Below are 14,333 nucleotides of genomic sequence, written 5' to 3'. Positions count from 1 at the left end.
ATCGGTTACTATGGAACCAGTGAAACCGCTAGTTTTGACGAAAATAGCCCTCCCGGTGGCGATTTTCTAGCAGATGTCTGTAAAAAGTGGGAAACAGCCGCCCAAAAAGTTAAAGATTACGGCACTCGTTTAGTCATTCTTCGCACGGGTATTGTTTTAGGCAATGGGGGTGCTTTAGGGAAAATGATCCCACCCTTCAAACTTTTTGCCGGCGGTCCGATTGGCAGCGGTCGTCAGTGGTTTTCTTGGATTCATCGGGATGATTTAATTAATTTAATTATCTATTGTCTAGATCGCCCAGAAATTAACGGTACTTTCAACGCTACTGCACCCAATCCCGTCCGGATGAAAGAATTCTGTCAGATTTTAGGGGAAGTAATGAAGCGTCCTTCTTGGTTGCCAGTGCCGGATTTTGCCCTGGAAATTCTCTTGGGAGAAGGAGCAAAAATCGTCTTAGAAGGTCAAGAAGTGCTGCCAAAAGCCACTCAAGCGATCGGTTTTGACTATCGTTATCCTAATCTAGAAGCGGCCTTACAAGAAATCGTCCCGAAAATGTAGAAAGCTGATCTACCCGAGGCCAAATGCTCTCAATCTATTTTTCACTCCAGACGGGATGGGAGAATAAAGAGGCAGCCACTCTCACCCCGCGCAGTTGATTTAACAGGGGTAAATGGCCCACGGGAGCGCTTAAATCCCAGATAAATTCCTGCGGGTATTTCGTCCAATTATTGCCATTTTTCCAGCCAATTTTCGGCCAGAGTTTCGGGAAATCTTGACCGACACCGAGCCATAATTTGCGCTGCACCGACCAACCGAATTTTCCTTCCGAATGAACTAACCAAAGATGATCAATAGTCTGAATATCCACACCAGGGAAAGCTTCTACTTCCGTAAAATAGACCCATTTCCTCTGTATTGCTCCTTCTCCTGCTAATTCACAGAGTTTTTGACGGGTGAGACTATCGGCAGTTTGAAAATCCTGTTTAGCCAATAATTCCTGTAAAAGTCGATAATCGATACCTTTAGCACTATCGAGGGGAACAATACCCGTGGGGAAATAATTAGCTAAAAATTCCTGGCTCTGAGCGCTATTATCTTGATAGAGCAATTGATAAGCCTTACCTGTCACCAGATTAACAGGAGTGGGACGCTGGGCTAATAAAAAATCTCTCAATACAGTTAGGCCCCCTTCTCCGGCGCTGGCTAATTGTGTCAGGATCTGTAATTGATTTTTCGGCGACTCGGTGGCTAATTGACGCATCTTACGGGTAATATCCTCGCTTTGTTCTTCTACTAACACGCCATTCTGGTCAGTCATATCATCACTTTTAAGACCACTCCTTCAATACTATTACCACTATTTCGGGGTCGCTGCTCGATTTTTTCCTGACAAAAAAGGGATTTTTAGCGGGTCGTTGATCGTACACTGAAAGAGAGAACTATTTTGGTTATCTAGATCACCGACGGTCAAAATTCCCTTAACTGAATCGGGGAAAGATCGACTCGATTAGCGGCATTACTCACCGCATTAAACTTAGTGACGCGGGTGCTAATCAGGCAATAATTGGCAGATTTCGCTAGGGTTTCGAGGGCATAGTAGGGATTTTTGAGATGATATAAAATTCCTAAGAAGATGACTAAACTATAGCTTTTTTCGGGAAGGAGAAACTGGGAATCTAAGTTAACATCATGAATCTCCACAGAGGAAGAAAGAGCGGTTTTGAGCAGTTTAACTCCTTGCATAAGATTAAAGTTAGTAGGAGCGTAGTCAACTACCTGCACTTTACAGCCCAAAGATTCCAGAAAAAAGGCCAGATCCCCATCGGCACAACCAATATCAACAATCGGTTTTTCCGAGATTAATTCCAGGAGAAAACGGTTTTTACCGGTTAATAGTAATTCGAGAATCTCGAAGCAGGTTAAAGTGTTGTAAGGATACCAGCCAAAATTGTCGGGAGCGAGTTTTTCTTTTTCGGCATCTAATTGGACTCGAAACTGGCGGGACTTATTTTTGATGACGCTAATATCGAGCAGTTTGGGACTAATTTCTTGCAGTTCGGGAATGGTTAAAGATAACTGACCTAATCTTTCATAAAGAGCATTTTTTTCCCGAATCATTTCTTGTTTTTCTTGATTCAAACTCTTCAGATGATCTTTGAGAGAATCTCGTTCTTCAATTAAAGTCTCTCGTTCATCAACTAAGCGAGGATATTTCCAGAACTTAAGATATTTCTTGATTTTCATCTATCAATAGGAAGGAATTAATTTTACTAAGTGGGTGGGTGGAATTAAATATAAAATGAACGTAGGTTGGGTTGAAGCATGAAACCCAACGCCCGCATGGGTTACGCTACCGCTAACCCATCCTACAAATAATTGTGCCTCCCTACTTAAGTTAGTCTAGAAGGTGTCTGGCTGTTGGATATTTTTACCAAAACCACTCTAATAATACCCTCGATTGGGATCATTTGTCAATATATTTACCAAAAAATTTGAGGCTTAAAGTCAGCTTATTATTAGCTTTTGTCAATATTAAGCTGAGGGTTTTTGTGGATGATTTATTTTTAATAATGATAGATTCGGGGTAACTTCCTTAGAGAAAAATTGACCTCCTGACTTGAAAGAGGGTGTAGGGTGTGGGGTGTAGGGAAGGAAACCTCTTTCATCTGTGGGGGTGAAAATTTTTTCATCGGGACTGACTCCTGACTCCTCCAATTCTACCAGGGAGTAATGATTAGTTGCGATAATTTTCCAATATTTGGAAAAATCTCGACAATGGGGACAGTATTCAATCAAAACAGTGGTGGAGGATTTTCCTGGCATTCAGTCCAAACCAAGCCTCATCTCCGTGCAATCTGGGGAAAGACAAGAGGTTGACGATGCTCACAAAAAGTATGTAGATTAAAATCAGAAAACTTAGGTAAATTGGCCAGGTTTTAACTTTTTTAATGCTCGAAGTTATCCCGCTTACATAATTAACTTTTTTTCTGCTTTTTAGACTTATTTCTGACAAATTTTGCAACTTTGCCAGAAATATATGTCCTACTCACCAGCTTCTTTGAGATACTGATTGATATGATAATTCGGGTTAACTTTACAAGAGTTCGAGCGCCTATAAACGCAAGTTCCGTTAAAGCATTTCTCCCGTTGATAATCTCCGACGGCGGCCTTGTCTTGGTTAAACAATAGATAATTAAAATAAGGTTGCAGTTCCTCTAAATTTTGGTTATCTTTGAGGAAATAAATCGGTACATCTTGGTGTAAGTAGGCGTATCCCCCCGTATATTGCCACGCCAATCCTTTTACTCCTAAACCGCAGAGTTTTTTCTCGCTACTTAAATACCGATAGGCTTGTAATTGTCCGCCGTGGGTTTGCCAGTGAGTATAGCCTGGTTTTTGCCAAGGCGGTCCGAAATTAAAAGTCTGGTCGGTATTAAAACGCCCCGCCAACAACCAGGATAGAAAAGCCCAAAGAAGTAAACTACTAAAAATAACAATAGTTTTGCTGGCGAGGGAACCTCGCATTAACGATAAACGCGAGACGAGAGTGGCAGTCCCCAAACCAGCGAGAATAATAATTAGTGGTAGGGCGGGGAACATATAGCGATATTCTTTGTGACCTAAAAAGCTGTGAGAAAGGATAATAACTAGGGCCAGAAGGGCGAGAATCCAGTGACGACGAGCAGCGATTGCACAGAAGACGAGGATCGGAAACAGCCACCAAGACCAATTGAGGGCTAACCAAGTAAAATATTGCTGCCAGGGGGATACGCCAAAACTATTAAATTTTCCTTCAAAAATATTAATCCAGATCAGTTTCCAAATCGATTGGAAGGGGGTGGACCAAGTGAAAGCGTCTAAAGCACCCCCCAGCAAAACCGGACCGATAAAACCGAGGGCAAGGGGCAGTAATTGTGGAAAATTTTTTTGTCTAACTTGATAAATGAGGGCGATGGCGATGGCAGGCAGTAAATGAAATCGAAGATAGGTGGTCAATCCGTAGAAAAACCCTGTCCAATACAGTCGCTGACGAGAGGGGGGATTTTTGCCGTAGCATCCTAAATAAACGCCCACCAGCAGGGAATAAGCGGCAATAACTTCGGTGAAGGCTTTCGGGGCAAAATAAATAAATTCAAACCAAATGGCACAAATACCGCCGGTTAGGATGGCACCGGCCAAACCGATGCTTTCGTAGGCGATCGAGAATCCGATCCAAACGGGGATTAAAGATAGTAAACTGAGGAAAATCTTGACGCTGGCCAGATAGCCACTGGAGCCTTCGGAAAAACCAGCAGTTAGCTTCATAATCCCGCCAAGAATGCCCGGAAATAACCAAGAACGAATCCCGTCCCGAAAATCCCAAGGTATCATCCCATTACCAAAAGCTAGTCGATGACCCTGTTCTAAGGTCTGAAAAATTTCATCTGGCCAGAGAATATTAGGATAAGAGAAAGCGGCATTTAGACGCAGGAAAAGGGCAAAAATAAGAATTAATAACAACCAAACTCTAGAATAATTTAACTGACGAATCATGTGGGCAACTAAGGTAAAGATGTTGGCTTTAGAGGAAAATATAGGAATTTTTAACGGAGTAATTGTTGTTACTCGGCTATTAAGTAGGTGGGTGGAATTAAATATAAGATGAACGTAGGTTGGGTTGAAGTATGAAACCCAACGCCCGATTATGTTACGCTACCGCTAACCTATCCTACAAATAATTGTGCCTCCCTACTTAAGCTAATGTTTTTTAGCATATTGCTGATGGTAATGTCAATCTCTTAAGTTATAGTTTAGTAGGGAGAAACTGGGGAACTTTTCTGCTAGAAATGAGTCCCTTGCCTAGAGTTGGCTATAAAGATGAGTTTGCCCTTTGATACCCCTGAGAATTTACCAAGGAGAAATTATCAAGGTTAAGTCATCTCGATAATCAGGTATTTAATTGATCTGGGTTTGCCAAAAAATATAACCGTCAAACCGTGATACAATAGCGCGGGTTCACCCCAAAAGATAAATAGCGAGCCAATTTCAGAATAATGATGCAACGAGATTTTCCATTTAAGAATTTTGAAAAGTTTGATTACCGTCTATTTCTGGGTGTATTAATTACTGGATTAGGTTTTATCTTAAGATATTATCAGTACGATTCCTTACCCCCCTATAACTGGACTCAAGATGAATTTGCTTTTGCTTGGAGTGGCATGAGTTTGATTCAAGAGGGAGTTCCTACCAGTTGGTCTTTCCTCAGTCCCACGGATGATTTTCTGGTGACAGTTTGGGAAAAAACAGCTGTTCGTTATCGTTTTGTTACCCCTTGGTTTGATCATCCTCCCTTGTTTGGATTAATTGTGGGTATGACGGCTATTTTATCGGGAGCAAAGGAATTTTTTGACTGTAGTTTAACAGTAATTAGAATTCCTTCTTTAGTTTTTGGCACTCTCTCTATTTTCTTACTTTATTTATTAGCTTTACGTTTGACTAATACCGGTGTGGCGATTATAACTTCTTTAATTTTTGCCACTAACCCCAATACGGTTTTTTTATCTCGTTTAGCAGTTAGTGAAAATTTATTATTATGTCTAAGTTTAGCGGTAGCAATTTTATTCCTTCAGTACGGTGAAAAGTCTCAAAAAAAGTATCTATATTTGGCTATAGTTCTAGGTGGGTTAGCACCTTTAGTTAAGGTGACAGGATTATATATTCTAGCTTCTCTAGTCGCTTTACTATTATTCCAAAAAAATTGGCGAGATAGTTTAATCGCTTCTCTGACGGCAGTTTTATCCTTAGGTTTGTATTACCTTTACGGTTGGTTTTATGATTTTAGTTGGTTTTTAACTACTCTCCAAGAACATAAAAATCGCTTTACGGATTTTGCTATGTTAAAAAATCTAGTTTTACCTACAGTTTTTTTTGAGGATGGTTGGTTAATTTTTAGTTGGATAACTCTGCTGTTAGTTTCCAGATTTACTTTGAAAATCTCTAAAATACGATTAGTTATTTTTCCTATATTAATCTATACAGTTCTTCTCACTTTTTCTGGCGCTCAAAGTCATTACTATGCTTGGTATGTAATTCCTTACTATGGATTTCTCTTTCTAGTGCTTGGTATATTTTTAGACGATTTTCGTAAAAACTCTGATTTTATCAGTGCTGCCACTATCTTTATTTTTCTTGTCGTTTGGTCGGTGAATTTAAATATTAAGGATTGGGTTTTGAGTTCCCCTTACGGTAGATATTACTTTATTATCGGAACGGCAATTACTTTAGGGGGATTTTTCTTTAATGATTTAACCGAGAAAAAATCGAAAATTTTAACTAATTTTGTCAAGATAATCATGCTGATTGTCTTTTTGGGATTGTTACTAGGTAATCTTAATCTTATACTTAACTATAAATTGCCAAGTTAAGCTAGTAAAACTAAACAAATAAATCTTGAACTTTTAATTATGACAACCCTGAAACGTTTTCCCCTTTCTCATCCCTTATTTTGGGCAATTATCTACTTTGTTGCTTTGGGAATTATCTCGGTTATTTTAGGTCAAGATGTTAGTTGGGATTTACGCAATTATCATTTCTATAATCCCTATATGTTATTGACAGGAAGGTTTAAGTATGATGTCCTACCCGCACAGATACAAACTTTTTTTAATCCCCTGATTGATGTTCCCTTTTTCGTCACTGTTTATTATCTGAAACTGCCTCCGATTGTCGTGGGTTTTTTCATGGGAGGATTTCACGGGTTAAATCAATGGTTAGTTCACCTAATTACCTATCATTCCCTCGATAAAGTTTCCGAAAGATACAAGATAACTCTAAGCATAGCGGCAGCGATTACCAGTATTTTTGGGGCAGCCTATATCTCGGAGTTAGGAACCAGTATTGGTGATAATACCACCAGTGTTTTTGTTCTGGGAGGATTATTTTTTATAGTTAGTAGTTTCGGGAAAAATCTGCCAATTCCCTCTAAAAATATTCTTTTAGCTGGACTCTTATTAGGATTGGCAACGGGGTTAAAATTAACCAATGCTTTATATAGTATCAGCTTTTTGATAGCCATTAATTTTTTACCCAATTCTTGGTCAGAAAAGTTACGCAATTTAATTCTATCAATTATCTCAATGGCCGTGGGTTTTAGTCTCACTGCTGGTTATTGGATTATCCTAATGTGGACAAAGTTTGCTAATCCTCTTTTTCCGTTCTTTAATAAAATTTTTCAATCTCCTTATATTGAAACCGACTACAATTTTAAAGGGATACAATATTTGCCTAAAGATATCTGGCAATGGTTGTTTTATCCTGTTTATTTTATCCAGAGACAAACTCTTGTATCTGAGGTTCCTTTCCAAGATAGCCGATTAGCCATCACCTATTTATTGATAATTTTACTAATAGTAATGATTATTTTTCGTGCTATTTCTAAGCGCAATCTATCCTCTGAACCTGACTTAACCCACGGTGCAGTTTTAGGGTTTTTACTGCCTTTTTATCTGACCGCTTACTCTATTTGGTTAGTGGGATTTTCTATCTATCGTTATCTGATGCCATTAGAATTAATCACTCCCACTTTAATTATTTTGATTGTTGCCTATCTTTATCATCGCAAGAAACCATTATTAATCATAAATCTGCTAATATTTTCCCTAATTGTCACTACGGTTAAACCGATGGATTGGTGGAGAATGGGATGGTCAGATCATTATTTTGGTATCGATAGTCAAGCATTAAAACCCTACGAAAATTCCACGATTGTTATCTGGGGAGATGAAGGAACATCTTTTATCGTTCCTTATTTTCCCGCTTCGACTCGTTTTGTGAGACTCAAAGGCAATACTGGAGTCAGTGAGGGAACTTTAATGCGAAAAAATGCCGAGACATTTATTGCTAATACTCCCCCAGAATCTCTCTACATTCTCCAGACAGACTTTAATAAAAAATCTCCTGATATAGTGGAGGATTTAGCTAAAGAAAATCTCGTTATTGACTTCCAAAGTTGTCAACCCTTTCCCACCAAAATCGAAAATTTTAATCTCTGTCGTCTTCAGAAGAAGTAATTCTCACGGGAAAGCTATTCTCTAACCATTGTTAATTGCCAGTGACTCCTACCTTTCACCAGTAATGATTTATCTATTGACGGTTAACTACAATTGCGGGGAATTAATTAAGCGTTTAATCGCTTCCCTCAACGATGACTTATCTGCTAATCTCATCATTGTTAACAATTCCCCTGAAGATAAAAATATCCAATCTTTAGCAGCGCAAAGAGTCAAGATTATTGAAGCGGGGGAAAATTTAGGATTTGGGAAAGGATGTAATCTAGGACTTGATTGGATTTATCAACAAGATAGAGAAGCTATTGTTTGGTTAGTTAATCCCGATGCTTACTTATTACCGGACTCTCTGGAGAAAGCAAGCAAATTTTTTCAGCAATATCCCGAAGTTGCCATCGCTGGTACAGAAATTTACGAACCGGATGGTAAAATCTGGTTTGGTTGGGGAAAATTCAATGCCAAAATCGGCACAATTAACGTAGTAGAGGAATCCTTAGACTACGGAGATAAATCCTATCTTATTCCCGACTGGGTGACGGGATGCAGTTTATTAATTAATTGCTCTAATTTTTCCACTTGTCCCCATTTCGATCCCGATTACTTTCTCTACTACGAAGACTTTGATTTTTCCCGAAGATACGCAAACCAAGGCTATTTAGTTGTTGTTACCAATCAGATTAAAATCATTCATGAACCATCTTCTATCACCCGTCGCTATGGTTATCTAAGACTAACTCATAACATCTATGGTTATCTTCTCAGTCTCGAAAAACATACGACTTTAACTATTCTTGTTTATCGCTTGCTGCGGATGAGTTTTATGTCTTTACTGATCCTTCCTATTAAACCCAAATTCTCCCTAGCCAAGTTACAGGGAATTCAACTCTATTGTCAAAGAATTATCACTAAACTGCGTCTAGGTTGAAACCCGTATTTTTGCCGCTTCAGGCAGCAGGTATTATTCTTACTAAATCCTGTGTAAAAGCTATAGGAGAGCGGGGAGCGGGGAGTAGTGGTGATGGTGAGCTATCTTGCTGATTTAGTCTGACAGGTCTAATGACCCGAAAAATCAGGAAAAGTGAGCGATTCATGTTAATTTTTATCTCAAATGTCGGGGTGAAGACCGGAAGTACTTAGTGCGACGGGATGAAACCCCGACCAATATAAAAGAGCGAAGCACGACTAAAATCTTAACAATCTCTGCTGTATAGGTTAACTTAAAATAAGTTGTTTGAGGTCGATAAACAATGATGGCTCTTCGTTACTTGGTATGGTTCGATAGGGGAGCATAAATCGACTAAATCCTTATCTGGCAAGAGACTTAATTGATTAGTTCGCTCTAGACAAAAATAATTGACAAAAATCGCTAAATGCCTTTCTATACAAGGGTTACATCCTCTATAACCCCCGTTCATTGCATAACATAAACCGAAGAGCCACAATGATTATCTTAGAAATGAAAGCAGTGGTCAAACCAAGTCAGTCTTCTGCCATAAGTAGATGGGTGGAATTAAATATAAGATGAACGTAGGTTGGGCTTCGGCCGTGAGCTTTTGCCGAACGGTTGAAGCATGAAACCCAACGCCCGATTATGTTACGCTACCGCTAACCCATCCTAAAAATAATTGTGCCTCCCTACTTAGATGAAGCTATTCGTACAGTACAATTCATCAGAAACAAAGCATTAAGGCTTTGGATGGATGCCAAGAGAGAAGACAAAATCGATTGTTGGATACGTCCTGTCAGATTAAGGAAACTCGATGAACCAAGAATCCCTCGCTTTTAGTGACGGGAGTGTCAATCCCCATCCCGACACCGCCCCCCTTAACCTTACCTGTGCCGTAGTCACGGTGAGCGATACTCGTACCCCAGAGACGGATAGGAGTGGCCAAATAATTCAAGAGTTACTAACTCGATCGGGTCATGATATCGGCCTATACTTAATTATCCCCGATCAACCCTTACAAATTCAAGCAATCTTACCAGAGATTAGCAATCAAAATCAGATAAAAGTCTTAATTCTCAATGGGGGTACGGGTATTGCTCCCAGAGACAATACCTATGATGCTTTAGTACCTTTATTAAGGATTACTTTGCCCGGTTTTGGCGAATTATTTCGTTATCTCAGCTATCAGGAAATTGGCTCCCGTGCCATGGCATCAAGGGCAATAGCTGGGGTTTATCAAAACTTATTAGTCTTTTCTCTCCCCGGTTCCACTAATGCCGTTAAATTAGCCCTAGAAAAACTGATTCTTCCCGAAATTTTACATCTGGTTAAACAGATGAATGGATAATTTATTGGGATTTGATCTGGGCTGAAATTTCTTGAAAACATACATCCCAAAAATAGCCAGCTAGATTCACAGCACTTAACAGTTTAGGAATTCCTTCACTTAGACTAGCAAAACCTTGATTTTTAAGCTGGAGAAAATCGATAGCGATTGCAAAAGTTAAAAGTGCTAAAGCGATGATTAAAATTTGGTAATAAGTTTGTCTTATTCGCCGCCAAAATGCTAAACCATAAATCAGAATTGCGAGGCCATAAACAGAGATAGTCAAAAATTTGGGAATATTAAAATAGAGGAGAATGATATGAATTCTGAAGATTTCATTGATGGCAAACAGTCCCGTTATTATACCAGAAAAAAGTAAAAAATTGTCAGAATTATTGAAACTTGTCTTGCGGGACAATAAAGCATAACTAAAAAGGCAAACAATCGGAGGTAAACAACAAAGCAATTGAAAAGAATGGGTTAATAAACCAGCGATCGGAGTTGGGGGAGTAGCGGGGGGATAAAATAAAAGACTAGAGGGTAATTCTGCCCGATGAACCCCAGCAATCAAAGCTAAAATCAAGAGGAGAACGACAAGATTTATTTTCAGAAAATGCTGTTCTCGTGAGGACATAAGTATAACAGTTTATAATTGTGACTATTAATCACGGTATAATTCAGAGAGTGCCGCTTTCTACCGATCTACATACCGAAGTGCCAAGCATTTCCCTCATTGTGTTAAGGACAATTTTCTCGGTTTTCTATGCTCGCTCAAAAAGAACTTTTGTGTTTATTACAATTGGCTAGTCCCATTTTACCCGTGGGGGCCTATAGTTATTCCGAAGGGCTAGAAACCCTCGTCGAAAAGGGGATTATCTCCAATAGTGCCAGCTTAAATGATTGGTTAGAGCGATCGCTTGGTCAAGGCTCGGTTCGCTTAGAAACGGCTGTTTTGGTGAGGGTATATCGTTGTTTTTGTCAAGAGGATTTTACAAAACTTAATTATTGGGATAACTGGTTATCGGCAACGCGGGAAACAGCCGAATTAAGACAGCAAAGCTGGCAAATGGGGCGATCGCTGTTAAACCTATTGCGGGAGTTAGCACCAGCCAGAGATAATCTACCAGAACAGGCTAATTATGCCACCGCTTTTGCGATCGGGGCAAGTCATTGGCAAATTGGCCAAGAATTAGCGGTTTTAGGCTATTTACACAGTTGGGCAAGTAATTTAATCAATGCAGGATTGCGTTTAATTCCCCTTGGACAAACCCTAGGACAATCGCTTCTGATCGGTTTACAGCCCAGTTTATTAACAGCAACAGCAGATATTATCAGTTTAGCCGATGAAAACCTGAGCAGTTGGAGTTGGGGGCTAAGTTTTGCCAGTATGAACCACGAAACCCAGTATAGTCGTCTATTTCGCAGTTAGAAATTTAGGGAGAAGAGCAGGAGAATGACGTAAAAACCGAATAAGGTATAGTAAGATAAAAAAAAATCTTAGGTCCTAGTTCTCGCTTTCTGAGTGACTAAGGGTTTTAAGGAAAGATGCGAACACTCTACCTAGCCACAGTGTGCCAATGTTTAGTCAATCAGAAAAAATTCCCGTTTCGGTGTTAATTCCCGCCAAAAACGAGGAATCTAACCTTCCCGCCTGTTTAGAGAGTGTTGCTAGGGCTGATGAAGTGTTTGTCGTCGATTCCCAAAGTAGCGATCGCTCGATCGAAATATCTACCAACTATGGGGCTAATGTAGTCCAATTTTATTTTAATGGTCGTTGGCCGAAAAAGAAAAACTGGTCCCTCGATAATCTGCCTTTTCGCAATGAATGGGTATTAATCGTCGATTGTGATGAGAGAATCACCCCCGAACTATGGGACGAAATCGCCACCGTGATCCAAGATCCCGACTATAACGGTTATTATCTCAATCGTCGCGTCTTCTTCCTCGGACAGTGGATCCGTTATGGTGGCAAGTATCCCGACTGGAATCTGCGTTTATTTAAACATAAGTCGGGCAGATACGAGAATTTAAACACGGAAGATATCCCCAACACGGGAGATAACGAAGTTCATGAACACGTTATCCTTGATGGCAAGGTGGGATATCTGAAAAATGATATGCTGCACATCGATTTCCGCGATATCTATCATTGGTTAGAAAGACATAATCGTTATTCCAACTGGGAAGCGCGAGTTTATTACAATATTCTCACGGGTAATGACGAAAGTGGCACGATCGGAGCGCACCTGTTCGGTGATGCGGTGCAGAGAAAACGTTTTTTAAAGAAAATTTGGGTAAAATTGCCCTTTAAACCGCTGCTGCGCTTTATTCTCTTTTATTTTATCCGTCTCGGTTTCCTGGATGGCAAAGCTGGTTATATCTACGGTCGTCTTTTGAGTCAGTACGAATACCAAATAGGGGTTAAATTGTACGAATTACGGCAATTTGGCGGTAAATTAAACGTTAATGCCCAGGCTAATCCCCCGGTTAAACCCTCGGAACCTCAACCCGCAGAAATGATTAAATAAGTCCTATGTCCCCAGAAATCCGCACCGATGAGGAAGCGTGGCTAGATCTGCGTACCTACGATCAATCTTGGTTTGATCGCGGTCGTTCTAATCCAATTATCCTACTTTGGTGGTTAGTACAGGGGATTCTTTTCCCCCTTAGTTTGCACCAGATGGATAGCTTTCGCTGCGCTATTTTGCGACTATTCGGGGCTAAAATCGGCCTTGGGGTGAAAATTCGCCCGACGGCAAGGGTTTCTTATCCTTGGAAAGTGGCGATCGGCGATTATACTTGGATTGGCGATGATGTGGTGATTTATAGTTTAGATAACGTTACCATCGGCAGTCATTGTGTGATTTCTCAAAAATGCTATCTCTGCACTGGCAGTCACGATCCCAGCGATCGCTCTTTCAGCTTAAAAACCACTCCCATCCTCATTGGTAATGGTACTTGGATCGCAGCCGATTGTTTCCTAGCTCCGGGGGTAAAAATTGGCTCTAATGTTGTTATTGGGGCAAGAAGTAGCGTATTTGCCGATATTCCCGCTCAAAAGGTCGCTTGGGGCAGTCCCTGTCGTCCTCAATACGACAGAAGGATGAATTCTTATAGCAGTTAGGGCTGGCTCAATAAATCTAAAAACCTTGTTGGGTAAGACTTTTAGACTTTTTGTCAACCAAAAAGTACCAGATCTGGGAGTGATCGGGTGGAAAATTCCGGGACTTTTGCCCTGAAAATTAGGTAATTGACCCCCTCAAAATCGCTAAAACCCTACACCCTACACCCCACAACCGTTCGGACCTCGGCGTGAGCTTTTGTCAAACGCTGAGATCACGGCCGAAGCCTGCCCCCAGGAAAAACTTTTTGCCGCAAACCCTATTTATTGTAGGGGCGTAAGGCTTGCGCTCAGACTAAATCTGGTTTTATTGGCTACTCCTGATCTATTCGTCTTGAGCTAAAGCGATTATGCCATCTGATTTGTAAATTTTTGTGAAGATTTATGGTTTATCTTGAATAACTGAGGAAACTAGCTCAAATAACTGGTAAAATCCCAAATAACCCTTTTTTGAGCTATTTATCATCAATTAATCTTAAATTAAGTCTAAAAAGACTGTTTTTGGCAATTAAAGCCTAAGCTTGTTGATCTTCTGCATAACTTCTCCTCTAAGTCACGATATAGAGAAGTAAAGTGATCAAAAACAGCCTATGACTAGCTTAAGACAGAAGCGAACGAGAAAAATCAGTAAACCCCTGCTCTTTGGGTTATGGGGTGCGGGAGGGTGCTTAATTGCTTCTCTTTTTGGTGAAATTTTCCTTCATCGGAAATTTTGGGTCTGAAACCCCGCCGTTCTAGGTTGGCTTTACGTTAGAATTAAAAGGCCAGTCTCGAAAACCAAGTGGACGGCGCAGCACCTTGAAAACTCGGCTTAGGGGGTTCCGACCAGAAAAGCTTGGCCGGGTAAAAAGTCGCGCGCAACAAGTACAAGAAGCTATAGGCGGTCAACGTACC

General features: G+C 40.2%; 13 protein-coding genes and 1 pseudogene. 9 read left to right on the top strand and 5 right to left on the bottom strand.

What is annotated here, in order from left to right:
- Positions 1 to 558 (top strand): TIGR01777 family oxidoreductase (locus IQ242_RS04725; protein ID WP_193959202.1); only part of this gene is annotated, 558 nt, incomplete at its 5' end.
- 34 nt (positions 559 to 592) lie between these two features.
- On the opposite strand, the gene IQ242_RS04720 is transcribed toward IQ242_RS04725, so the two are convergent.
- The 4 genes from IQ242_RS04720 to IQ242_RS04705 form a co-directional block, all read right to left on the bottom strand.
- On the bottom strand, positions 593 to 1,318 hold the full coding sequence (locus IQ242_RS04720; protein ID WP_193959201.1) for a GUN4 domain-containing protein: 726 nt from the start codon (positions 1,316 to 1,318) through the stop codon (positions 593 to 595).
- Between the two features lie 149 nt (positions 1,319 to 1,467).
- Positions 1,468 to 2,244 (bottom strand): methyltransferase domain-containing protein, encoded by a 777-nt coding sequence (locus IQ242_RS04715; protein WP_228020820.1) that lies wholly within the window; start codon positions 2,242 to 2,244, stop codon positions 1,468 to 1,470.
- A gap of 288 nt (positions 2,245 to 2,532) precedes the next feature.
- Positions 2,533 to 2,823 (bottom strand): hypothetical protein, encoded by a 291-nt coding sequence (locus IQ242_RS04710; RefSeq protein ID WP_193959200.1) that lies wholly within the window; start codon positions 2,821 to 2,823, stop codon positions 2,533 to 2,535.
- Between the two features lie 219 nt (positions 2,824 to 3,042).
- Complete coding sequence (locus tag IQ242_RS04705) at positions 3,043 to 4,533, bottom strand: mannosyltransferase (RefSeq protein WP_193959199.1); 1,491 nt, start codon at positions 4,531 to 4,533, stop codon at positions 3,043 to 3,045.
- A 500-nt stretch (positions 4,534 to 5,033) separates the two neighbouring features.
- Between IQ242_RS04705 and IQ242_RS04700 the strand changes: the two genes are divergently transcribed.
- From IQ242_RS04700 to IQ242_RS04685, 5 genes and pseudogenes are all read left to right on the top strand, one after another.
- On the top strand, positions 5,034 to 6,404 hold the full coding sequence (locus IQ242_RS04700; RefSeq protein WP_193959198.1) for a glycosyltransferase family 39 protein: 1,371 nt from the start codon (positions 5,034 to 5,036) through the stop codon (positions 6,402 to 6,404).
- A 39-nt stretch (positions 6,405 to 6,443) separates the two neighbouring features.
- The gene (locus tag IQ242_RS04695; protein ID WP_193959197.1) at positions 6,444 to 8,048 is read left to right on the top strand and encodes a glycosyltransferase 87 family protein; all 1,605 of its coding nucleotides are present in this window, start codon (positions 6,444 to 6,446) and stop codon (positions 8,046 to 8,048) included.
- A gap of 64 nt (positions 8,049 to 8,112) precedes the next feature.
- Complete coding sequence (locus IQ242_RS04690; RefSeq protein ID WP_193959196.1) at positions 8,113 to 8,970, top strand: glycosyltransferase; 858 nt, start codon at positions 8,113 to 8,115, stop codon at positions 8,968 to 8,970.
- 687 nt (positions 8,971 to 9,657) lie between these two features.
- Positions 9,658 to 9,771: pseudogene (locus tag IQ242_RS25815) on the top strand (transposase); the annotation flags it as partial.
- 34 nt (positions 9,772 to 9,805) lie between these two features.
- A complete protein-coding gene (locus tag IQ242_RS04685) occupies positions 9,806 to 10,339 on the top strand; it encodes a molybdenum cofactor biosynthesis protein B (protein ID WP_004159364.1) in 534 nt (177 codons plus the stop codon).
- Between the two features lies 1 nt (position 10,340).
- On the opposite strand, the gene IQ242_RS04680 is transcribed toward IQ242_RS04685, so the two are convergent.
- Positions 10,341 to 10,952 (bottom strand): hypothetical protein, encoded by a 612-nt coding sequence (locus IQ242_RS04680; protein ID WP_193959195.1) that lies wholly within the window; start codon positions 10,950 to 10,952, stop codon positions 10,341 to 10,343.
- 129 nt (positions 10,953 to 11,081) lie between these two features.
- Here IQ242_RS04680 and IQ242_RS04675 point away from each other — a divergent pair, with 129 nt between their 5' ends.
- From IQ242_RS04675 to hpsU, 3 genes are all read left to right on the top strand, one after another.
- Complete coding sequence (locus IQ242_RS04675) at positions 11,082 to 11,747, top strand: urease accessory protein UreF (protein WP_002764714.1); 666 nt, start codon at positions 11,082 to 11,084, stop codon at positions 11,745 to 11,747.
- Between the two features lie 148 nt (positions 11,748 to 11,895).
- The gene (locus IQ242_RS04670) at positions 11,896 to 12,846 is read left to right on the top strand and encodes a glycosyltransferase family 2 protein (protein WP_193959194.1); all 951 of its coding nucleotides are present in this window, start codon (positions 11,896 to 11,898) and stop codon (positions 12,844 to 12,846) included.
- A 5-nt stretch (positions 12,847 to 12,851) separates the two neighbouring features.
- On the top strand, positions 12,852 to 13,442 hold the full coding sequence (gene hpsU / locus IQ242_RS04665; RefSeq protein ID WP_193959193.1) for a hormogonium polysaccharide biosynthesis acetyltransferase HpsU: 591 nt from the start codon (positions 12,852 to 12,854) through the stop codon (positions 13,440 to 13,442).
- Positions 13,443 to 14,333: the final 891 nt, after the last annotated feature.

It is taken from the genome of Microcystis sp. LEGE 08355, assembly GCF_015207185.1.
Taxonomy (GTDB): domain Bacteria; phylum Cyanobacteriota; class Cyanobacteriia; order Cyanobacteriales; family Microcystaceae; genus Microcystis; species Microcystis panniformis.
The sequence above is the reverse complement of the archived record's forward strand: the minus strand, read 5'-3'. Positions and strand labels throughout refer to the sequence as shown.

Excerpts from the sequence above, each read along its gene's own strand:
- IQ242_RS04705 (WP_193959199.1), bottom strand. The coding sequence starts at position 4,533 with ATGATTCGTCAGTTAAATTATTCTAGAGTTTGGTTGTTATTAATTCTT.
- IQ242_RS04715 (WP_228020820.1), bottom strand. The coding sequence starts at position 2,244 with ATGAAAATCAAGAAATATCTTAAGTTCTGGAAATATCCTCGCTTAGTT.
- IQ242_RS04685 (WP_004159364.1), top strand. The coding sequence starts at position 9,806 with ATGAACCAAGAATCCCTCGCTTTTAGTGACGGGAGTGTCAATCCCCAT.
- IQ242_RS04670 (WP_193959194.1), top strand. The coding sequence starts at position 11,896 with ATGTTTAGTCAATCAGAAAAAATTCCCGTTTCGGTGTTAATTCCCGCC.
- hpsU (WP_193959193.1), top strand. The coding sequence starts at position 12,852 with ATGTCCCCAGAAATCCGCACCGATGAGGAAGCGTGGCTAGATCTGCGT.
- IQ242_RS04710 (WP_193959200.1), bottom strand. The coding sequence starts at position 2,823 with ATGCCAGGAAAATCCTCCACCACTGTTTTGATTGAATACTGTCCCCAT.
- IQ242_RS04695 (WP_193959197.1), top strand. The coding sequence starts at position 6,444 with ATGACAACCCTGAAACGTTTTCCCCTTTCTCATCCCTTATTTTGGGCA.
- IQ242_RS04675 (WP_002764714.1), top strand. The coding sequence starts at position 11,082 with ATGCTCGCTCAAAAAGAACTTTTGTGTTTATTACAATTGGCTAGTCCC.
- IQ242_RS04720 (WP_193959201.1), bottom strand. The coding sequence starts at position 1,318 with ATGACTGACCAGAATGGCGTGTTAGTAGAAGAACAAAGCGAGGATATT.
- IQ242_RS04690 (WP_193959196.1), top strand. The coding sequence starts at position 8,113 with ATGATTTATCTATTGACGGTTAACTACAATTGCGGGGAATTAATTAAG.
- IQ242_RS04680 (WP_193959195.1), bottom strand. The coding sequence starts at position 10,952 with ATGTCCTCACGAGAACAGCATTTTCTGAAAATAAATCTTGTCGTTCTC.
- IQ242_RS04700 (WP_193959198.1), top strand. The coding sequence starts at position 5,034 with ATGATGCAACGAGATTTTCCATTTAAGAATTTTGAAAAGTTTGATTAC.